Origin of the sequence: Klebsiella michiganensis (genome assembly GCA_000963575.1) — a bacterium.
In the GTDB taxonomy this organism is placed as follows: domain Bacteria; phylum Pseudomonadota; class Gammaproteobacteria; order Enterobacterales; family Enterobacteriaceae; genus Cedecea; species Cedecea michiganensis_A.
In genome coordinates this window covers 3,511,843-3,532,369 of sequence record CP011077.1, presented here as the reverse complement: position 1 = coordinate 3,532,369, position 20,527 = coordinate 3,511,843, and the positions used below count along the sequence as shown (strand labels likewise).

At 53.1% G+C, this 20,527-nt stretch carries 18 protein-coding genes and 6 tRNA genes; 10 read left to right on the top strand and 14 right to left on the bottom strand.

All coding sequences use genetic code 11. The annotated features are described in order from the left end of the window. Positions 1-53 precede the first annotated feature (53 nt). A complete protein-coding gene (gene cysM, locus VW41_16275; protein ID AJZ90463.1) occupies positions 54-965 on the top strand; it encodes a cysteine synthase in 912 nt (303 codons plus the stop codon). A gap of 51 nt (positions 966-1,016) precedes the next feature. Here the strand turns inward: cysM and VW41_16270 are convergent, their stop codons facing one another. After that, complete coding sequence (locus VW41_16270) at positions 1,017-2,228, bottom strand: oxalate decarboxylase (protein ID AJZ90462.1); 1,212 nt, start codon at positions 2,226-2,228, stop codon at positions 1,017-1,019. A 449-nt stretch (positions 2,229-2,677) separates the two neighbouring features. On the opposite strand from VW41_16270, the gene pdxK reads away from it, so the two are divergent. Then, positions 2,678-3,529: a pyridoxal kinase gene (gene pdxK / locus VW41_16265; GenBank protein AJZ90461.1), complete on the top strand. Its 852-nt coding sequence runs from the start codon at positions 2,678-2,680 to the stop codon at positions 3,527-3,529. Between the two features lie 52 nt (positions 3,530-3,581). Here pdxK and VW41_16260 read toward each other — a convergent pair whose 3' ends face one another. The 5 genes from VW41_16260 to VW41_16240 form a co-directional block, all read right to left on the bottom strand. Further along, the gene (locus VW41_16260) at positions 3,582-4,085 is read right to left on the bottom strand and encodes a PTS system glucose-specific transporter subunit IIA (GenBank protein AJZ90460.1); all 504 of its coding nucleotides are present in this window, start codon (positions 4,083-4,085) and stop codon (positions 3,582-3,584) included. A 43-nt stretch (positions 4,086-4,128) separates the two neighbouring features. Beyond that, positions 4,129-5,856 (bottom strand): phosphoenolpyruvate-protein phosphotransferase, encoded by a 1,728-nt coding sequence (locus VW41_16255; protein ID AJZ90459.1) that lies wholly within the window; start codon positions 5,854-5,856, stop codon positions 4,129-4,131. Positions 5,857-5,900: 44 nt separating this feature from the next. Then, complete coding sequence (locus VW41_16250; GenBank protein ID AJZ90458.1) at positions 5,901-6,158, bottom strand: PTS sugar transporter; 258 nt, start codon at positions 6,156-6,158, stop codon at positions 5,901-5,903. Between the two features lie 372 nt (positions 6,159-6,530). Further along, positions 6,531-7,502 carry a cysteine synthase gene (locus VW41_16245; protein ID AJZ90457.1) on the bottom strand — a complete coding sequence of 324 codons (972 nt, stop codon included), beginning with the start codon at positions 7,500-7,502 and terminating at the stop codon, positions 6,531-6,533. 160 nt (positions 7,503-7,662) lie between these two features. Continuing rightward, positions 7,663-8,424 (bottom strand): sulfate transporter, encoded by a 762-nt coding sequence (locus tag VW41_16240; GenBank protein AJZ90456.1) that lies wholly within the window; start codon positions 8,422-8,424, stop codon positions 7,663-7,665. 232 nt (positions 8,425-8,656) lie between these two features. Between VW41_16240 and VW41_16235 the strand changes: the two genes are divergently transcribed. From VW41_16235 to VW41_16225, 3 genes are all read left to right on the top strand, one after another. Continuing rightward, complete coding sequence (locus VW41_16235) at positions 8,657-9,613, top strand: cell division protein ZipA (protein AJZ90455.1); 957 nt, start codon at positions 8,657-8,659, stop codon at positions 9,611-9,613. Positions 9,614-9,679: 66 nt separating this feature from the next. Continuing rightward, entirely contained in the window at positions 9,680-11,698 is a 2,019-nt protein-coding gene (gene ligA / locus VW41_16230; GenBank protein ID AJZ90454.1) for an NAD-dependent DNA ligase LigA, read from the top strand. Further along, positions 11,698-11,913, top strand: a complete 216-nt coding sequence (locus VW41_16225) for a cytoplasmic protein (GenBank protein AJZ90453.1) — start codon at positions 11,698-11,700, stop codon at positions 11,911-11,913. The genes ligA and VW41_16225 overlap by 1 nt, the downstream gene beginning before the upstream one ends. On the opposite strand, the gene VW41_16220 is transcribed toward VW41_16225, so the two are convergent. Then, a complete protein-coding gene (locus VW41_16220) occupies positions 11,910-12,905 on the bottom strand; it encodes a hypothetical protein (protein AJZ90452.1) in 996 nt (331 codons plus the stop codon). The genes VW41_16225 and VW41_16220 overlap by 4 nt on opposite strands. A 90-nt stretch (positions 12,906-12,995) precedes the next feature. On the opposite strand from VW41_16220, the gene VW41_16215 reads away from it, so the two are divergent. Next, positions 12,996-13,925, top strand: a complete 930-nt coding sequence (locus VW41_16215) for a LysR family transcriptional regulator (protein AJZ90451.1) — start codon at positions 12,996-12,998, stop codon at positions 13,923-13,925. On the opposite strand, the gene VW41_16210 is transcribed toward VW41_16215, so the two are convergent. The 5 genes from VW41_16210 to VW41_16190 form a co-directional block, all read right to left on the bottom strand. Continuing rightward, the gene (locus tag VW41_16210; protein ID AJZ90450.1) at positions 13,922-14,278 is read right to left on the bottom strand and encodes a flxA-like family protein; all 357 of its coding nucleotides are present in this window, start codon (positions 14,276-14,278) and stop codon (positions 13,922-13,924) included. The genes VW41_16215 and VW41_16210 overlap by 4 nt on opposite strands. A 512-nt stretch (positions 14,279-14,790) precedes the next feature. Beyond that, positions 14,791-14,866, bottom strand: a tRNA-Lys gene (locus VW41_16205). A gap of 2 nt (positions 14,867-14,868) precedes the next feature. Beyond that, positions 14,869-14,944, bottom strand: a tRNA-Val gene (locus tag VW41_16200). 33 nt (positions 14,945-14,977) lie between these two features. Continuing rightward, positions 14,978-15,053: transfer RNA gene (locus VW41_16195), tRNA-Val, on the bottom strand. 44 nt (positions 15,054-15,097) lie between these two features. Next, positions 15,098-15,173 (bottom strand) — tRNA-Val (locus VW41_16190). 259 nt (positions 15,174-15,432) lie between these two features. Here VW41_16190 and gltX point away from each other — a divergent pair. Beyond that, a complete protein-coding gene (gene gltX / locus VW41_16185; GenBank protein ID AJZ90449.1) occupies positions 15,433-16,848 on the top strand; it encodes a glutamyl-tRNA ligase in 1,416 nt (471 codons plus the stop codon). Between the two features lie 47 nt (positions 16,849-16,895). Here gltX and VW41_16180 read toward each other — a convergent pair whose 3' ends face one another. Both VW41_16180 and VW41_16175 read right to left on the bottom strand, forming a co-directional pair. After that, positions 16,896-17,252 carry a hypothetical protein gene (locus VW41_16180; protein ID AJZ90448.1) on the bottom strand — a complete coding sequence of 119 codons (357 nt, stop codon included), beginning with the start codon at positions 17,250-17,252 and terminating at the stop codon, positions 16,896-16,898. 47 nt (positions 17,253-17,299) lie between these two features. After that, on the bottom strand, positions 17,300-17,656 hold the full coding sequence (locus VW41_16175) for a hypothetical protein (GenBank protein ID AJZ90447.1): 357 nt from the start codon (positions 17,654-17,656) through the stop codon (positions 17,300-17,302). Positions 17,657-17,886: 230 nt separating this feature from the next. Between VW41_16175 and VW41_16170 the strand changes: the two genes are divergently transcribed. From VW41_16170 to VW41_16160, 3 genes are all read left to right on the top strand, one after another. Then, positions 17,887-17,962: transfer RNA gene (locus VW41_16170), tRNA-Ala, on the top strand. Positions 17,963-18,007: 45 nt separating this feature from the next. Continuing rightward, a tRNA-Ala gene (locus VW41_16165) sits at positions 18,008-18,083 on the top strand. A gap of 235 nt (positions 18,084-18,318) precedes the next feature. Next, positions 18,319-20,502, top strand: coding sequence for a hypothetical protein (locus VW41_16160; GenBank protein ID AJZ90446.1), 2,184 nt, complete (start codon positions 18,319-18,321; stop codon positions 20,500-20,502). Positions 20,503-20,527 lie beyond the last annotated feature (25 nt).

Below are 20,527 nucleotides of genomic sequence, written 5' to 3'. Positions count from 1 at the left end.
ACACGCACTAGCGGCCCACTGAGGCCGCTTTTTCATTTATTGCGGGCAGGCAAGTGATCACTTTAGAAAGCACAATTGGCAATACCCCTCTGGTTCGGCTGCAGCGCAGCGGGCTGACGAACGGCAGCGAAATTTGGGTCAAGCTCGAGGGCAACAACCCTGCTGGCTCGGTAAAAGACCGCGCGGCGCTGTCGATGATTGTTCAGGCGGAAAAGCGCGGGGAAATTCAACCCGGCGATACGCTGATTGAGGCAACCAGCGGCAATACCGGCATTGCGCTGGCGATGATTGCCGCGCTCAAAGGCTACCGCATGAAGCTGCTGATGCCGGACAACATGAGTATGGAGCGCAAGGCGGCGATGCAGGCCTATGGCGCCGAGCTGATTCTGGTCAGCAAAGCACAGGGCATGGAGGGCGCGCGTGAGCTGGCTCAGCAAATGGCCGATCGCGGCGAAGGTAAAATCCTCGACCAGTTTAATAACCCGGATAACCCGCTGGCGCATTACACGACTACCGGGCCAGAGATCTGGCGCCAGACCGAAGGGCGAATCACGCACTTTGTTTCCAGCATGGGCACCACGGGCACGATTACCGGCGTGAGCCGCTTTATGCGCGAGCAAAGCAGGCCGGTGAAAATTGTCGGGCTACAGCCGGAAGAGGGCAGCAGCATTCCGGGCATCCGCCGCTGGCCAGAAGAGTGGTTGCCGAAGATCTTCAACCCGACGCTGGTGGATGAGGTCATCGATATGGCGCAGACGGAAGCCGAGCAGACTATGCGCCGCCTGGCGATTGAAGAGGGGATTTTCTGCGGCGTGAGCTCCGGCGGGGCGGTGGCAGGTGCGCTGCGCGTAGCCAAAGCGAACCCTGGTTCCGTGGTGGTGGCTATTATTTGTGACAGAGGCGATCGCTATCTTTCTACCGGCGTGTTCGGGGAAGAGAGTTACGTTCAGGGCGCGGGGATCTGATGCTGTAAGCCAGGAAAAGGTCGCCTGAGGCGATCTTTTCCTGATAGCCGGCTACTTCACAACCGGGTTTTTATGCAGGCTCAATGCCTTCATAAACGCATCATCAAGCTGCAAATGCTGTTTTACCAGCTCAGGCGGCGTGCTGGCCAGCCACTGGTTGAGCGAAATATCCGCGTAATAGTCGCTTTTAAACAGCTCGAGGAAGCGCAGGGTCGTGGAGCCGGTGTTCTCGATATAGTGGCCCATAGCAAAGGGGACGTAGCCCACATCACCGGCGCGATAATCGAATGTTCTGGCCTGGCCCGAAGAGGCGAACACGCCCATTCTGCCTTCCCCTTCAAGATAGTACTGCCATTCATCGTTATTCGGGTGCCAGTGAAGTTCACGCAGCCCGCCGGGCTCTATTTCCACCAGCGCTGCCGCGATAGTTTTCGACACCGGGAAATTAGATGAATCGGTTATTCTGACGGTGCCGCCGGGAGCTTTGATGGGATCCTGCGCCAGCATATGGTGGGTGAAATTAATCTCTGATTTAGCCGCGCCATTAATACTGTCTGAGGTAAGGCTGCCCGGAACTGTACCCGCAAAAATATATTCATCGGCAGGTGAAGGCAGTTTTGAAAATGTGGAAACGGGAACCTGGAAGTTTTTCGCCAGTATCTCCGGTGGAATATGTTTAAACCAGTCGGATAACAGGAATGTACTGTCTTCATCAAATCCACCGTCGTCAAAGGCCAAAAGAAATTCACAGCCGTCAGGCCCGATACCTTGAATGGAGTGAGGAATACCCGGCGGGAAATACCATAAATCACCGACGCCAATATCGTCCACAAACCAGCCACCTTTTGCATCGAACGCCGTCACCCGCGCGTTGCCGTAGGTCATATAGGCCCATTCACCCTCTTTATGCCAGTGAAGTTCCCGGATGCCTCCGGCGTTCAGGCGCATGTCTACGCCGGCGATAGTGGTGGAAATGCCCAGCTCCCGCTTGGTGACCTGTCGGGTCCAGCCGCCGGTGCCTTTTCTGACATGGGCGTCGCTGAAGGAATAGCGCAGATTTGGCAGCGTGCCGCTGTCGGTAGAAGGAGGATTGACGATATCAGGGTTTTCAGCTTCCCGGATGGGGTCATGAGGGCCGGGATCTCGTACGCTTGCCGGGTAGGATTTTACTTTGTCATCGTGGGCATGGGCCTGCCCTGTCGCTAATACAACGGTGCCGCCTGCGGCAAAGGCCATGAAGCTTCTTCTGGATATATCTTTCATATAATCGCTTCCTTATATTCATGCAGAGTGAGGTTTATTCTCCGGAAGGAAATTTTGTTATAGGTGACGTTATGAGATTTGACCTGATCAAATTGTAAAATTGACTGGAGGAGATAATGTAAATAAAGGGCGTTGAGGATATATTCTTGACGGCTAAGGGGCGAATTGTTGATGGAGTGTTTAAGTGAGCGTTATTGATAAATGGCTAACCAGCACTAATCGGTAATAATGTTTTATTCATCACTCGGTTTATATATTTTAAAAAATGTAACGTCAGAAAGAAAATATTACTTTTGCCGTTGATTCGATAAATTTGAATGATGGCAGCTGCATACCTGTTATTGCCTGAATAAAGAAGCCGGTACTTACCCTGGTTGTGCTGCCCGGGTCTGGCTATAATGGCCGCTCAGCAATTCAGACCTCAGCGGTCTGGCGGGCAAGGGGAAAAAATGAGTCAGGATAACGATATTCAGTCGGTATTGTTTCAGGATGCAGGCAGGGCGTTACAGGCAGATATTGTGGCGGTACAGTCCCAGGTGGTGTACGGCAGCGTCGGTAACAGTATCGCGGTACCGGCTATTCAGCAGCATGGCTGGCGGGTCATGGCCGTTCCTACGGTGTTGTTCAGCAATACGCCGCACTACGATACGTTTTATGGCGGCGTGATCCCGGCCGACTGGTTTAGCGGTTATCTGCGAGCGCTCGAAGAACGCGATGCGTTACGCGAACTGAAGGCGGTGACGACAGGGTATATGGGCAGCGCGGAACAAATCCAGCTGCTGGCAGAATGGCTGCGCCAAAGGCGTGAAAGCCATCCTGAGCTGTTGATTCTTGTCGATCCGGTGATGGGGGACACTGACAGCGGTATTTACGTCAAGGCCGGTATTCCTGAAGCCTATCGCACGGCGCTGCTGCCCCATGCACAGGGGATAACGCCCAATCTCTTTGAACTGCATATCCTGACCGGGATGCCCTGCGATACGCTGGAGCAGGCCGTGATGGCCGCCCGAAGCCTTCTCTCAGACACGTTACGCTGGGTGGTAATAACCAGCGCGCCGGGAAACAGCGTTGATACGATTTCTGTGGTGACCGTGACCGCAAATGAGGTCGATGTGACCAGCCATGCGCGCGTAGTGACCGACCTGAAAGGAACCGGGGATTTGTTCTGCGCCGAGCTGGTAAGCCGAATTCTCGAAGGCAAGCCGGTGGCGATTGCCGCGGGAGAAGCTGCGCACCGGGTGTTTGAAGTGATGATCTGGACTCAGGCGCAGCAGTCAGATGAGCTGATTCTACCTCGCTGAATAGCGGCCAATAAAAAAGGCACCCAAAGGTGCCTTTTTCTCTGCATGAATCTTACTTCTTGATGCGGATAACCGGGGTTTCGCCCACGGTCACGCTACCCGTCAGTTTGATCAGCTCTTTGATTTCGTCCATGTTGGAGATAACAACCGGAGTCAGGGTAGACTTGGCTTTCTCTTCCAGCAGCGGCAGGTCGAACTCAATAACCACGTCGCCTTTCTTCACGCGCTGGCCTTCTTCCGCGATGCGCTTGAAGCCTTCGCCTTTCAGCTCAACGGTGTCGATACCAAAGTGAACAAACAGCTCAATGCCGCTATCGGATTCGATAGAGAAGGCATGGTTGGTTTCGAAGATTTTACCGATGGTGCCGTCAACCGGAGCAACCATTTTGTTGCCGGTTGGTTTGATAGCGATCCCATCACCAACGATTTTTTCAGCAAACACGACGTCCGGCACGTCTTCAATGTTAACAATTTCGCCAGACAGTGGAGCAACGATCTCAATGGTTCCGGTGTCGCTATTGCCTTTGTCACCGAACAGTTTACTAAATAACCCCATTAGCCTTCTCTCCTAAGCAGTAATTTGGGCAGCATCTCGTGAATTAGCAGATTGTTTTTTCTTCAATGAACTTGTTAACCAGCGTCATTAACTCGTCCGTTGTCGGTTGAGCAAGAGCCTGCTCTGCTAACACTTTCGCATCTTCGAAGTTCGTGTTACGAATAATCTTCTTGATACGTGGGATAGAAATGGCGCTCATACTGAATTCGTCCAGGCCCATCCCTAGCAACAGAAGTGTAGCACGTTCGTCGCCCGCAAGCTCACCACACATACCGGTCCATTTACCTTCTGCATGAGAAGCATCAATAACTTGCTTAATCAGAGTCAGTACGGACGGTGACATCGGCTGGTAAAGATGTGAAATCATATCATTACCGCGGTCAACTGCCAGGGTGTACTGAGTTAAATCGTTGGTGCCGATGCTGAAGAAGTCGACTTCTTTGGCCAGATGACGAGCAATCGTCGCGGCTGCAGGGGTTTCGACCATCACACCGATTTCGATAGATTCATCGAACGCTTTGCCTTCGTCACGCAGTTCCTGCTTGAAGATCTCAATTTCTTTTCTCAGTGCACGCACTTCTTCAACGGAGATGATCATCGGGAACATGATGCGCAGCTTGCCAAAAGCAGAGGCGCGAAGAATGGCGCGAACCTGGTCACGCAGGATCTCTTTGCGATCCATGGCGATACGAATGGCACGCCAGCCCAGGAACGGGTTCTCTTCTTTAGGGAAGTTCATGTACGGCAGCTCTTTGTCGCCGCCGATGTCCATGGTACGGACGATAACCGCCTGGGAGCCACAGGCTTCAGCCACGGCTTTGTAGGCAGCAAACTGCTCTTCTTCAGTTGGCAGTGAGTCACGATCCATAAACAGGAATTCGGTACGGTACAGACCTACACCTTCTGCGCCGTTACGCTCAGCGCCGTCGATGTCACGAACGGTACCAATGTTGGCACACACTTCGACCTGGTGACCGTCGAGGGTGATAGCTGGCAGATCTTTCAGCTTAGCCAGCTCTGCTTTTTCAGAGGCAACCTGCTGTTGAACGGCGCGCAGCTCTTCGATCTGTTCGTTGGTTGGGTTAACGTAAACTTTGTTGTTAACCGCATCGAGGATCAGATAGTCGTCGTTTTTCACGTCGGAGGTCACGCTACCGGTGCCCACAATCGCTGGCAGCTCAAGGGAGCGGGCCATGATGGAGGTGTGGGAGGTGCGTCCGCCGATGTCGGTGATGAAACCCAGCACCTTTTTCAGGTTCAGCTGTGCGGTTTCAGACGGCGTCAGATCTTTGGCAACCAGGATAACTTCATCCTTAATTGCGCTTAAATCGATAATGTTCAGGCCGAGAATGTTCTGCAACAGACGTTTACCGATATCACGCACGTCAGCCGCACGCTCTTTCAGGTATTCGTCATCCAGCTCTTCCAGAGCTGTTGCCTGGCCTTCAATCACTTCGTATGCCGCAGCATCTGCAGTGACCAGCTTGTCTTTGATAAGGGCTATGATTTCCTGCTCGAGCTCTTCGTCTTCCAGCAACATAATGTGGCCTTCGAAGATAGCTTCCTTTTCTTCACCGAAGGTCTCGCCAGCTTTAATTTTGATCGCTTCTAACTGCTCGGATGCTTTGGCGCGCCCGCTGAGGAAACGTTCAACTTCCTGCTCAACTTTGTCGGCAGAAATTTTCTTCCGGTCGATGACAATTTCATCTTCTTTCAGCAAAAGTGCTTTGCCGAAAGCGATACCCGGGGATGCTAAAATGCCTGAAATCATAACCCTACCTTACTTGTGACTGATATTTACGAAGAACCCAGAACTTACTCGAGTTCAGCCATCAGTTTTACTAAATGCTCAACGGCTTTCTGCTCATCTTCACCTTCGGCGGAGAGAGTCACTACGGTACCCTGAGTCAGGCCCAGAGTTTGCAGTTTGAACAGGCTCTTAGCGCTGGCGCTTTTGCCGTTGGAAGTCACAGTGATTTCGGAAGTGAAGCCTTTAGCTTCTTTAACAAACTGAGCAGCAGGGCGGGTATGCAGACCGTTCGGAGCGGTAATAGTTACTTCTTGCTGGAACATTGTATTTCCCCAACTTATAGGTTTAGTGTTGTGGAACTAAAGTCTAGCCTGGCGGCCACACTTTAGCCTGTAACGTTAGCGCCATCGTAAGATGAAACGAGGCACTGGATGCATGGGAACCGTGAAAAAAACGCCAACAGCGTTTCACAGATTCTTCATCATTATGCCGTGAAAAGCAGATAGGCACCAAATCGTTAAATCGATTCAGCAGGTGCATCTCACAGCTTGATTAATTTCGCGCATCAAAATAATTGCTGGTTAAATACCAGACCTGCGGGGGTAAGCGCAATGCCGATGAGGGTGAAAGTTTGATGTATGCCACAAAAAAGCACCCTCGCGGGTGCTTTTTTAAGCATATATCAAATACTGGCATTACTGTTGCAGTTCTTTCTCAGTGAACAGATCGGCAAACAAAGCAGTACTCAAATAGCGCTCCCCGGAGGACGGAAGGATAACCACAATATTCTTATTGGTAAAGGCTTCGTCTTCCTGAAGTTTTAGCGCAGCGGCAACGGCGGCGCCGGAGGAGATCCCCGCGAGGATCCCTTCTTCGTCCATCAGGCGGCGAGCGGTAGCAATGGCTTCATCGTTGCTGATGGTAACCACTTTGTCGATAAGTTTAAGGTCGAGGTTGCCAGGGATAAAACCGGCCCCGATGCCCTGAATTTTATGCGGCCCAGGCTTCAGCTCTTCACCCGCCAGCGCCTGGGTAATGACCGGGGAATCCGTCGGCTCTACAGCCACGCTAATCAGCGAGGTTTTACCTTTGGTGTTCTTGATGTAGCGGCTCACGCCCGTCAGCGTACCACCGGTACCGACGCCGGCGATAAACACATCCACTTCACCGTCGGTATCTTCCCAGATTTCCGGGCCGGTGGTTTTTTCGTGAATTTCCGGGTTAGCTGGGTTGCTGAACTGCTGAAGCAGCAGGTATTTAGCCGGATCGCTGGCGACAATATCTTCGGCTTTCTGGATGGCGCCTTTCATGCCTTTAGCGCCTTCGGTCAGCACCAGGTTTGCGCCCAGCGCTTTTAACAGCTTACGGCGTTCAATGCTCATGGTTTCCGGCATGGTCAGCGTGAGCTTGTAACCGCGCGCTGCCGCAACGTAGGCCAGAGCGATACCGGTGTTACCACTGGTAGGTTCGACTAACTCCACGCCAGGTTTCAGCACGCCGCGTTTTTCGGCATCCCAAATCATGTTGGCACCAATACGGCATTTGACGCTAAAGCTTGGGTTACGGGACTCCACCTTAGCCAGAATGCGTCCGTTGCCGATACGGTTCAGGCGAACCAGCGGCGTATGGCCGATTGTCAGGGAGTTGTCTTCATAAATTTTGCTCATGGCTCGTCCTTAACTGTCTGAATTTTGGGATACCGGTTCAGCATACCCGCTCAGGAAATATGCGGAAGTAAGGAAATAGCATATCTATATGTGGAAGGGAAATAAGCCAATGCAACATGGAATAAGCAATGGCATAAGCGGCTTCCCCTTCCCGAGGATGTTACTTCCACATGGCGTGTTTTGCCCGGTAGCAGTCCACCCACATGGCTGTCGCGCCGCAGACGGCAACCGGCATGATAAACAGGTTCAGGACAGGGATTAGCGTGAACAGGCTCACCAGCGCACCAAACTGCATGTTGACTATCTTTTTCTCTCGAAGCGCTATGCGCATCTGTTTGAACGGCACCTTATGGTTATCAAAAGGGTAGTCGCAGTATTGAATAGCCAGCATCCAGGCGCTGAACAGGAACCACAATACCGGGGCGAGGGTTTGACCAATACCGGGAATAAAGTAAAGCAGGAGCAGGACTACCGCGCGCGGCAGATACCAGGCCAGCTTTTGCCACTCGCGCTTCATGATGCGCGGCAGATCTTTCATTATGTCGAGCACGCCCGTATCCGGAGGCGTGCCCCCCGTGAGGCGAGCCTCAAGCTGCTCAGCCAGCAGACCGCTAAACGGTGCGGCAATCAGGTTCGCGATTGTCGAAAAGAAGTAGCCAAACACCAATAGCACAGAGAGCGTTACCAGCGGCCAGAGCACGTAACTCAGCCATTGGAGCCAGTCCGGGACGTGGCCCATCATCGCCGGGATCCAGACGTCAAGGCGCGTGAACAGCCACCAAAAAGCGCCGCCGAGCAAGATGATATTGACCAGCAGTGGCAACAGAACATAGCGCTTGATGCCCGGTTCGCGAACCAGTTTCCAGCCCTGGGAAAAATAATAAACGCCACTACGAGGCGTGGTTCCGGAAGATGAAACCATAATCTGAGCAGACTCCTTATCAGGTCAATGCAGTTAGCTGCTTCGCTATCATAACTGACTGCATTCAGAAAAACTCGCCAGGAATTGGTCGAAAAATCAGCAAAAAGGTGCGCTTAGGCTATCTTTATGGTGAGAAAACCGTGCTCGCACTTGCACTTGAGCAGATGGGCAAATACTCTTAGTGAGTAAATGTTTGCCGCGGTGGCAAGGTGTTAGAACAACAGAGAATATAATGATGCAGGATTTGCGTCTGATATTAATCATTGTTGGCGCAATCGCCATAATAGCCTTACTGGTACACGGTCTGTGGACCAGTCGTAAGGAACGCTCGTCCGTGTTCCGCGATCGCCCTTTGAAACGTATGAAGTCGAAGCGTGACGAATACGAAGAAGAGGACGATGAGGAAGAGGAAGGCGTCGGTGAAGTGCGCGTGCGTCGTACTACGCCTGTGCCGGAGTCTGCCTCCCGTGAAACGAGTGCGCCACGTCAGCCTCAGGCTCCTCAGCACAACTATGAGCCGCCGTATGCGTCAGCAGAACCTCGTCCTGCCCCGCAGCCGCGTCAGCCTGAGCCGGTCACCCCGCGCCACGTTGAGCCTGCTCCTCAGCATGTTGAACCCGTACGCCCTGTAGCGGCTCCTGCGCCAGCCCCGGCGGCAGTGCCTGAGCAACCGCCTGTTGCCCCAGTTCAGCCCGCGCCACAGTTCACTGCAGAACCTGCGCCAGAACCTGTCGTGGCTGAACCCGCCCCACAGCCTGCGCCGGTGAAGAAAGAGACGGTGATTGTCATGAACGTGGCCGCCCATGCGGGCACGATGCTGAACGGCGAATTGCTGTTAAACAGCATTCAGCAGGCCGGTTTCAAGTTTGGTGAGATGAATATTTTCCACCGCCATCTCAGCCCTGATGGCAGCGGTCCGGTACTGTTTAGCCTTGCGAACATGGTTAAACCTGGATCCTTCGATCCTGAGAATATGGCCGACTTCGCCACGCCGGGCGTGACCATCTTTATGCAGGTGCCGTCCTACGGCAACGCCGCACAAAACTTTAAGCTGATGCTGCAGTCTGCGCAGCACATCGCCGATGAGGTCGGTGGCGTGGTGCTCGACGATCAGCGTCGCATGATGACTCCGCAAAAACTGCGCGAGTACCAGGACAGGATCCGCGAGGTTGTTGAAGCCAACGCCTGAATCCTGGCCTGAATTTTCCTCCTAAACCCCCGCCTGTCGGGGGTTTTTTATCATTGATGGTGCGATATGGACTCAATCGAACAACAACTTAATCACCTGCGAACCACGCTTCGCCATCATGAATATCTGTACCATGTGCAGGATAATCCCGAAATTCCCGATGCGGAATATGACCGGCTGATGCGCGAACTCCGTGCGCTTGAAGAAGCGCACCCGGAACTCATTACCCAGGATTCACCGACCCAGCGAGTCGGGGCGGCGCCGCTGAGTGAGTTTACCCAGGTGCGGCATGAAGTGCCGATGCTATCCCTTGATAACGTTTTCGACGAAGCCAGCTACCTGGCGTTTAACAAACGCGTGCTGGACAGGCTGAAAAGCAGCGATGCCCTGACGTTTTGCTGTGAACTAAAACTGGATGGCCTGGCGGTAAGTCTCCTGTATGAAGACGGGGTTCTGGTGCGGGCCGCGACCCGAGGGGATGGCACAACGGGTGAAAACATCACTGCTAACGTCCGGACCATTCGCGCAATACCTCTCAAACTTCAGGGGGACAATATTCCTCGTCGTCTTGAAGTGCGGGGCGAAGTCTTCTTGCCGCAGGCAGGTTTCGAAAAAATTAACGAAGAGGCGCGCCGCACCGGCGGGAAAGTATTTGCTAACCCGCGCAATGCTGCGGCTGGTTCGCTGCGCCAGCTAGATCCCCGTATTACCGCTAAGCGCCCGCTGACCTTCTTCTGCTACGGCGTGGGGCTGCTGGAGGGCGGTGAACTGCCAGCCAGCCACATGGCGCGTTTGCAACAGTTTAAGGCCTGGGGATTGCCGGTCAGCGACCGCATTCGCCTGTGCAGCACGCCGGAAGAGGTGCTGGCGTTTTATCATCAGGTAGAAGCCGATCGCCCAACGCTGGGCTTCGATATTGACGGCGTGGTTATCAAAGTTGACTCGCTTGCGCTGCAGGAAACGCTGGGTTTTGTCGCGAGAGCGCCGCGCTGGGCCGTTGCGTTCAAGTTCCCGGCACAGGAACAGATGACCACGGTGCGTGACGTGGAGTTCCAGGTAGGACGTACTGGCGCAATCACGCCCGTAGCTCGCCTGGAGCCGGTGCAGGTCGCCGGGGTGCTGGTGAGTAATGCGACGTTGCACAACGCCGATGAAATAGAGCGTCTTGGCCTGCGCATAGGCGACAGAGTGGTTATCCGTCGGGCCGGGGATGTTATCCCGCAGGTTGTTGGCGTGGTGGAAACGGAGCGCCCGGAGAATACTCAGGAAATCATCTTCCCGACGCATTGCCCGGTTTGTGGTTCAGACGTTGAGCGAGTAGAAGGTGAGGCCGTCGCCCGCTGTACCGGGGGCCTGATTTGCGGTGCCCAGCGCAAAGAGGCGCTGAAACACTTTGTGTCCCGCCGGGCGATGGACGTTGACGGCATGGGAGACAAAATCATCGATCAACTGGTGGAAAAAGAGTATGTCGCCACCCCAGCCGATCTGTTTACGCTGTCGGCGGGCAAGCTCACCGGGCTGGATCGTATGGGGCCTAAATCTGCGCAAAACGTTGTTGATGCGTTGGAAAAAGCCAAAGAGACGACTTTTGCACGCTTCCTGTATGCCTTAGGCATCCGTGAAGTCGGAGAAGCCACCGCCGCAGGGCTGGCAGCGCACTTCGGTACGCTGGATGCGCTTATCTCGGCCAGCATTGAGGAACTGCAAAAAGTGCCGGATGTCGGCATTGTTGTGGCGACGCACACCTTTAACTTCTTTGCTGAAGAGAGCAACCGGGATGTTATCCGCCAGCTTACCGAAGAAGCCGGGGTTCACTGGCCCGCGCCTGTGGTTGTCAAAGCGGAAGAAATCGATAGCCCGTTTGCTGGAAAAACCGTGGTGCTTACCGGCTCGCTGAGTATTCTTTCCCGCGACGAAGCCAAAGACCGGCTGACGGCGCTGGGCGCAAAAGTAGCCGGCAGCGTGTCGAAAAAAACCGATCTGGTTATTGCCGGAGAAGCGGCGGGCTCCAAGCTTGTTAAGGCGCAGGAGCTGGGTATTACGGTTATCGATGAAGCGGAAATGATTCGTTTACTGGGTGACTAATGGACAAAGAACAGCTTATTGAGATAGCCAACACGGCGATGCCGTTTGGTAAATACAAAGGCCGGATGCTGATTGATTTACCGGAGGAGTATTTGCTGTGGTTTTCCCGCAAAGGGGAGTTTCCGGCGGGGCATCTCGGTGAGCTGATGGCTCTGACGCTGCTGATTAAAGTTGAAGGGCTGGACAACCTGGTCCGGCCCCTCAAGCGGCACTAGGTTCTGATGGCTGCAGTCTGCTTTTCACCGGCTGCAGCCGCTTTTCTTTGGTAACGCCGGGCCATACCGGCGCACACCATCAGCTGGATCTGGTGGAAGATCATCAGCGGCAGCACCATCATCCCTACGGCAGCGACCGGAAACAGAATGTTGGCCATGGGGATGCCGTTGGCCAGGCTCTTTTTCGACCCGCAGAAAACAATCGTAATTTCATCCGCTTTGCTAAAGCCAAAGCGCCGCGCCACAAAGATATTCACCGTTATCACAATGGCCAGCAGCACGAGGCTGGACACCACGATAAACAACAACGAACCAGCCCCAACCTTATGCCAGATGCCGTGCGTTACGGCTTCACTGAAGGCGGAATAGACCACCAGAAGAATGGAAGTCTGGTCGGTTTTGCCGATCCATTTCTTATTCTTCGCCACCCAGGCGCCAATCCAGGGCCGCATCAGGTGCCCGGCGACGAACGGCACCAAAAGTTGCAGCATAATACTGCCTACCTGGTGCAGGCTACCGCTTGCGCCCTGAACGTGCATGACCAGACCGACCAGCAACGGCGAAAGAAAAATGCCCAGCAGGCTTGAGGCAGAGGCCGAGCAGATAGCCGCCGCCACGTTGCCTCCGGCAATGGAGGTAAAGGCGATGGCCGACTGCACCGTGGCGGGCAAAATGCAGAGATAAAGGAAACCGCTGTAGAGCTCTGGGCTGACACTGACCGGTTTCCACCAGCTAAACAGCACGCCAAGAACCGGGAACAGGATGAATGTGCTGCACATCACCCACAGATGCAGCCGCCAGTGACTGCCGCCGGAGATCACCGCCTCGCGAGACAGTTTTGCGCCATGCATAAAGAACAACAGGGCGATGGCGGCGGTGGTCAGCCCTTCAAAGAAGCCGACAAAGCTGCCCTTCGCCGGGAAAAAAGAGGCCAGCAGCACGGTGCAAACCAGCGTCAAAGTAAAGGGGTCGACAATGCGGAGCAATTTCATAGCCATTCCTCAAAGGTGAAGGGCGCTATTGTGTTTCCGCTAATTTCAGAAATAAAATTGATTTATTAAATGCATTGATGAAGAAAATAGATGAATTATTCTTTGCGTCAGCTTCGCGTGTTCGTTGCGGTAGCCCATGCCGGCAGTTTCAGCCGGGCAGGGGAGAGCATTGGGCTGAGCCAGTCGGCCGTCAGCCACAGCCTGAAAGAGCTGGAGGCCGAGCTGGGTGTTAAGCTGCTTGACCGTACGACCCGGGAAGTGGTGCTCACCCCTGCGGGAGAGTTGCTGGCTCCTCGCCTGGAGCGGCTGCTGGAGGAGCTGACCACAACGCTGCTGGATGCGCGGGTGGTGGGGCATCAGCTTAGCGGCACGGTTCGTGTGGCTGCCAGCCAGACGTTATCCGCGCACCTCATGCCGCAATCTATCGCCGCCAGTGCAGAAGCTTATCCGAATATTCGATTTATGCTGCATGATGCTTCACAGCAGTGGGTTCTGCAGAGTATCCGCCAGGGGGAAGTTGATTTTGGCGTGGTTATCGACCCGGTGCAGGCCAGCGATCTGGAGTGTGAAACGGTGCTGTCTGAGCCTTTTCTCCTGCTGTGCCGCAGCGATCATCCGTTCGCTAAGGCGGAGCAGGTAGGCTGGTCCGCGCTGCAGGGCCAAAACCTGGTGCTGCAAGATTATGCCTCGGGCAGCCGGCCATTGATTGATGAGGCTTTTGTCCGCCAGGGGATCGAGGTGAACGTTGTTCAGCAGATTGGGCACCCCGCAACGCTGTATCCGATGGTAGAAGCGGGCATCGGCCTAAGCGTCTTGCCCGCGCTGGCGCTGCCTTTGCCTGAAGGGAGGCCGCTTACCGTCAAGCGGTTAACGCCGGTAATAAACCGACAGCTGATGCTGGTCAGGCGAAAGAACCGCTCGCTTTCTCGTGCGGCGGAAGCTATCTGGAAAGAGGTGCGGGAGCAGGCCAGGCTGTTAACCCTGGCCCGAATTGGCGATCCGCTCTTTATGGACGACTAGATATAAATATCGATCTGGTGGTCGTCGGAAGGCTTGTTCACGCCCGTGGCTTTGATCTGCTGCTGCTCTTGTTTTTGCTGGGCTTCTTCAGCCTGTTTGCGCTGAAGCTGGGCCAACTGAGTCTGCAGCATTTTAATCTCGGCCTGAAGGAGCTCGACTTGTTTTTTCTTCTCTTCAGGAGTGCGATCCTGCGTGATGGACGCTTCTTTGAGCTTGTTCGTCAGATCGCTAATTTTTTTCGTGATTTGAGCGATTTGCGCTGCGGTGCTGTTATCTGAGCTGCCGGAGGCGCTGCTGCCGCTGACATCACTAGACTGAATGCCTACCGGAGCGGAACTGCTGATGGTTGTCATTATAATGCCTTCAGAGTAATAGAATAGGTGAAGCCTATATCGGCCTGGTGGCGAAGAAGTTGAAGGTTTTTTCGAAAGGAATAAATCGCAGATAGCAAAAAGGCGCCTTTAGGGCGCCTTTCTACATTGGTGGGTCGTGCAGGATGACTCGCTGTGCTCGCCCTTCGGGCCGTCGCCGCAAACGGCTCCGTTGTCTCACTACGTTCGACTCGAACCTGCTGCATGCTCGAACCCTGCCCGAATCGCAGATAGCAAAAAGGCGCCTTTAGGGCGCCTTTCTACATTGGTGGGTCGTGCAGGATGACTCGCTGTGCTCGCCCTTCGGGCCGTCGTCGCAAACGGCTCCGTTGTCTCACTACGTTCGACTCGAACCTGCTGCAGGCTACTCGTCTCGTCCTGAGACTCACCCTTTGGGCCAACGTAGAACGTTGTTCAAAATTGTTCCCGACAATTTTGTCAAACCTTCCGAATCGCAGATAGCAAAAAGGCGCCTTTAGGGCGCCTTTCTACATTGGTGGGTCGTGCAGGATTCGAACCTGCGACCAATTGATTAAAAGTCAACTGCTCTACCAACTGAGCTAACGACCCGATGGTGGGTGATGACGGGCTCGAACCGCCGACCCCCTCCGTGTAAAGGAGGTGCTCTACCAACTGAGCTAATCACCCAAACTTCGGTACTGCTAATTCTGTAAGAGGAGATGGTGGGTGATGACGGGCTCGAACCGCCGACCCCCTCCGTGTAAAGGAGATGCTCTACCAACTGAGCTAATCACCCATCTCTAAATCTCTTACTTTACATTCCAGGTCACTCTTAAAGAGTGGTGGGTGATGACGGGCTCGAACCGCCGACCCCCTCCGTGTAAAGGAGATGCTCTACCAACTGAGCTAATCACCCCCGGTTTGTGGAGTCGCATTATAGGGACAGTTGAAAATGAGTCAACGCATTTTCTAAAGTTTTTATTCGTTCGTCTTAAAATTAAACGATGCGATCAAGAAACAGGCATTGGCGTTTGATTTATCATCAAATTCTCTACTTTCCGGCTATCTACAGGCATCAACATTGAGGAATTAGCGCACAGTGATAGAATGTTGCCTGTTAATTTTCCCTGGCAATTGCCGCTTTGCCGGCAAATATGTGTAACTAAGGCCGTTTAATGAAAATCAAAACTCGCTTTGCGCCAAGCCCAACAGGCTATCTGCACGTTGGCGGTGCCCGTACTGCTCTCTACTCCTGGCTTTTTGCTCGTCATAACAAAGGCGAGTTTGTGCTGCGTATAGAAGACACCGACCTCGAGCGTTCAACCCCGGAAGCCATCGAAGCGATTATGGACGGGATGAACTGGCTGAGCCTGCAGTGGGATGAGGGCCCGTACTATCAGACCAAGCGTTTTGATCGTTACAACCAGGCTATCGACGAAATGCTGGCCGCGGGCACGGCGTATAAGTGCTATTGCTCTAAAGAGCGCCTTGAGGCATTGCGTGAAGAGCAGATGGCCAATAACGAGAAGCCTCGTTATGACGGCCGTTGCCGCCACAGCCACGAGCACCATGCCGATGACGAACCGTGCGTTGTGCGTTTTGCCAACCCACAGGAAGGTTCCGTCATCTTTGATGACCAGATTCGTGGCCCGATCGAATTCAGCAACCAGGAGCTGGACGATCTGATCATTCGCCGTACCGACGGTTCTCCAACCTATAACTTCTGTGTGGTGGTGGACGACTGGGATATGGAGATCACCCACGTTATCCGTGGTGAAGACCATATCAACAACACGCCGCGCCAGATCAATATCCTGAAGGCTTTGAACGCGCCGGTTCCTCTTTATGCTCACGTTTCGATGATCAACGGCGACGACGGTAAAAAACTGTCTAAGCGCCACGGGGCGGTTAGCGTGATGCAGTACCGCGACGACGGCTACCTGCCGGAAGCGCTGCTTAACTATCTGGTGCGTCTGGGCTGGTCCCACGGTGACCAGGAGATCTTCTCTCGTGAAGAGATGATTGAGATGTTCAGCCTGAACGCGGTAAGCAAGTCAGCCAGCGCTTTCAATACTGAAAAACTGCAGTGGCTGAACCACCATTACATCAATACGCTGGAGCCAGAGTACGTGGCAACGCACCTGCAATGGCATATCGAGCAGGAAAACATTGATACGCGCAACGGTCCGCAGCTTTCAGAGCTGGTGAAACTACTGGGCGAGCGCTGTAAAACCCTGAAAGAGATGGCGCAGACCTGCCGCTACTTCTACGAAGACTTCAGCGAGTTTGACGCCGATGCTGCGAAGAAGCACCTGCGCCCGGTTGCGCGTCAGCCGCTGGAAGTGGTGCGTGACAAACTGGCCGCGCTGAGCGACTGGAACGCAGAAAACGTTCACCACGCTATTCAGGCCACAGCCGATGAGCTGGAAGTCGGGATGGGGAAAGTTGGGATGCCGCTGCGTGTCGCCGTGACCGGCGCTGGCCAGTCTCCTGGCCTTGATGTGACCGTGCATGCGATTGGTAAACAGCGTTCCGTGGCCCGCATCAACAAAGCCCTCGATTTTATCAGCGAGCGTGAAGCTCAGCAGTAAGCGTCGCAGAAAGCAAAAAGCCGGGGCTGAGTCACCGGCTTTTTTATTTATTCATCCTTTTGGATGCCGAGGCGTTTTAGCAGACCTTCGCTTCCTTCACGCTCAAGAATCGCGGTCATTTTTTTCTGTTCTTCTTTGGATAAAGTACGCAGGGCGTTCAGCATCAGCTGTTCCAGCGGCGTTCGCAGGACGCTATACGATGCCGCTCTCTCACTCATTTTGCGGGTGTTGTAGATAAACGTTTTCACCTGCTCTGAGATATAAATAAATCTTGCTTTACCGCCCGGGACGCCACGTTTATCAGAGGTTTCCCAGTTATGCTTCAGTACCCATTTGTTGATCGTCTGGCGAGTGTAACCCGTCATTTCCGCCAGTTCGTCGGCGGTCATTTTTTCCTTGAACATCTGCAATCCTTTATTTTCCCTGGCGTCGACAGGAAATCGCCGGGCAATTACTCGTTATCGCGGATACCCAGGCGCGTAAGTAAACCGGCAATTCCGTCTCGCAGCAGCATGGCAGACATCTTTTTCTGCTCGCTGTCGGACATTTGCTGGACTGAGTTAATCAGCAGATTTTCCAGTGAGGCGTCCGTTGTGCCATAGCGGGGGGTATTATCCGTCACTCGCCGGGTGCTGTTGATAAACTCCCTGACCTGCTCATCGATATGGATCAGCCGCGCCTTGCCGCCCTGAACGCCGGGCTTAGGTGAGGTCTCCCAATTTTCTTTACGAACCCACTTATTGATGGTCTGGCGGCTGTAGCCGGTGATAACGGCCAGTTCTTCAGGTGTCATTCTTTCCTTGAGCACAGTGATTCCTTTTCATTGCGGCCGAAACGGCTTTATTAGTGGTTCATTTTATTGAACTGACTAACGTGAAACTGTGACAGAATTAACCACATCGGGATGATATGCAACCTGGAATTGCCTGAGGCGATGGCTTTTTAGGCGATTGATCGCGGAAGAACAAATTGCCGTTGACACGCTATGTGGGGTTTCATATTATGCCGCCCGTCAACACGACAAGGTCTTTACGGTTTGGGGCTATAGCTCAGCTGGGAGAGCGCTTGCATGGCATGCAAGAGGTCAGCGGTTCGATCCCGCTTAGCTCCACCAAATCTTCACCAGCAGATTGGTACCGTAAAATCAGCACCTGTCAGTGGGGCTATAGCTCAGCTGGGAGAGCGCTTGCATGGCATGCAAGAGGTCAGCGGTTCGATCCCGCTTAGCTCCACCAAAATTTAAAACCCTCGCTTCGGCGGGGGTTTTTGCTTTTCAGGCTAAAAAATTCTTGCTTTTAACTTCCCCTCGGTAAAAAACGCTCTACTTATGTCGGCTTGTTCTATTATTTCTGCAGTACGGTAAGATTGCTTTTTACACATGCCTTAAACTTGATTCGCTCAATAAATAAACGTACCCTAACCAGCGAAAAACACTGTTTCAACAACTACATAAAGTTAACACCAGGGCCTATGATTATTTACAAGACGATAAGAAAAATAGCGATTTCCCTGGCGTTGTGTTTGCTCCTTATTCCATTTTCTCGTTATATTTCACCCACAACCCTCGTGGATGGACATAAAACCTATCTCGCCTATCTGCCGTTAAGTTTTATAATGGCAATGATTATTATTTATGGGCGACATGCTGTTTTTCCGTTAACGCTAGGGTCGTTGATTATTTACAGTTGGCTGCTGGATTTATCGCTTGGGCCGCTGGTTGCTTTTATTTTCTGTCTGCTATTTCCTTTACTGCTTGCCGGTTTAATTACCCGCTACTACGTGGGGCGACGCTGGCGTTTCGGGCTACCCAATAAAGGGATGGGGCAGCGTATTTTCTGGCTTGGTTTTGCTGCGCCGTTCACCATTAAGCTGCTGATGTACCTCATGGGTAAAGCCATTGCGTATCCGCCTGAGCTGGCGCCCTTCTTTGGCGGCGGTTCGGTAATCTATATGATTGTCGATGTGCTGAATCTTGTCGTGGCCTCGCTTATCTTCACGCCGCTTTTCTATTACCCTCTACGTATGGTGCTGAACCCACATTTTGCAGCCGGATTCTGGCGGCGCTGCGTGCGGCACTACAGGCAGGATAAGCACCGATTTTATACACCATGCTGGCTGGTTGCCTGGGCACTGTACCTGGTACTGATGTGCTCGCCGTGGCAAAGTGAGCTGATTTCCGGCTATCTGGTCCCGGTTATCTTTGTGCTGTTTACCCTCGGGATACGTCGCCTTGACGCAAGGCTGGTGTCGCTGCTGTGGGGTATTTCGGCGTGGGTGTTATTAACTTACAACACCAGTTTTTTGCAGGGCGTAAATACGCAATATGCGCTGTCCTTTATTCTGTCAGTCTTTATCTCCTTTACCGTATGCCTTTTGTATATGGCTATTTCCTATCATAAAAATGAATGGATGAAGCGCGTTTATCACCTGCAAGCACAGACCGATCCCTTAACAAAATTACCTAATTTACGCGCGCTGGAGGAACATATCCTCACCTATCCAACCGGCGCACTTTGCTGCCTGCGAATGGCGAACTTTGAGTTCCTTAGCCGACATTACGGCATGATGATGCGTATTTACTGCAAGAAAACCATTGCCAGAGAATTACAACCCTGGCTGCTGGAAGGGGAGAAGATATTTCAGCTGCCGGGCAGTGAGCTGCTTTTGTTTTTGCAAGAAGAGGAAACAGAAGCCCGTCTGACCTATTTTGTTGAGCAACTGAACAATAAAAAAATCCCCTGGCACAATACTTCCCTTGAAATTGAATACGGGGCTTCCTGGGGGATCGTTGATTCCCCGAAAGAACTGCAGCGTATGTTGGGGCAATTAAGTTATCTGGCAGAAAAAGCCAGCGACACCCAGCGCGTGCTGGGGCTTGATTCAAGACTGCAGGCTGTCTCCGGGCAGACAACCGAGCGGGTATTGCTGCTACAAAAGATTAAGCGAGCCATCGATGAAGAAGCCTTCCAGCTCTTCGCGCAGCCGATTGTCAACCGCGAGGGGAAAGGCTATCACGAAATTCTCAGCCGACTGTTGATTGACGGCCAGAACATCACTCCGGATAAATTTATTCCGATTGTCGCCGAATTTAACCTCAGCACCCGTTTTGACATGATGGTGATGAAGATGTTGCTGGCCTGGCTTGCAAATCACCCGGGCGACATGCTGCAGACGCGTTTTTCGGTCAACTTGATGCCGCTAACGCTAATGCAAAAAGAGATTGCCCAGCAGATTGTCGACCTGTTTGAGGCTTACAAGGTGCCGACCAGTGCGGTAGTGATTGAAGTCACCGAAGAGCAGGCGTTTTCAAACTCGGAGACATCTAACCAAAATATCGCGCTGCTGCGTGAGAAAGGTTTTAAGATCGCTATCGATGATTTTGGAACAGGCTACGCTAACTATGAACGCCTGAAGAACCTGCAGGCGGATATCATTAAAATAGATGGCTGCTTTGTTCGCGACATCACCAGCGATGTGATGGACAAACTGATAGTGAAGTCCATTTGCAAACTGGCCGCGGCCAGGTCGCTTAGCGTCGTCGCAGAGTATGTTGAAACGGAAGAGCAGCGCGACGTCCTGCTGCAGCTTGGCGTCCAGTTCCTGCAGGGGTATCTGGTGGGGAAACCCGAGCCTCTGCAGCAGTTGAAGCACTGACGCTCTCCCTGGCACCATAAAAAGG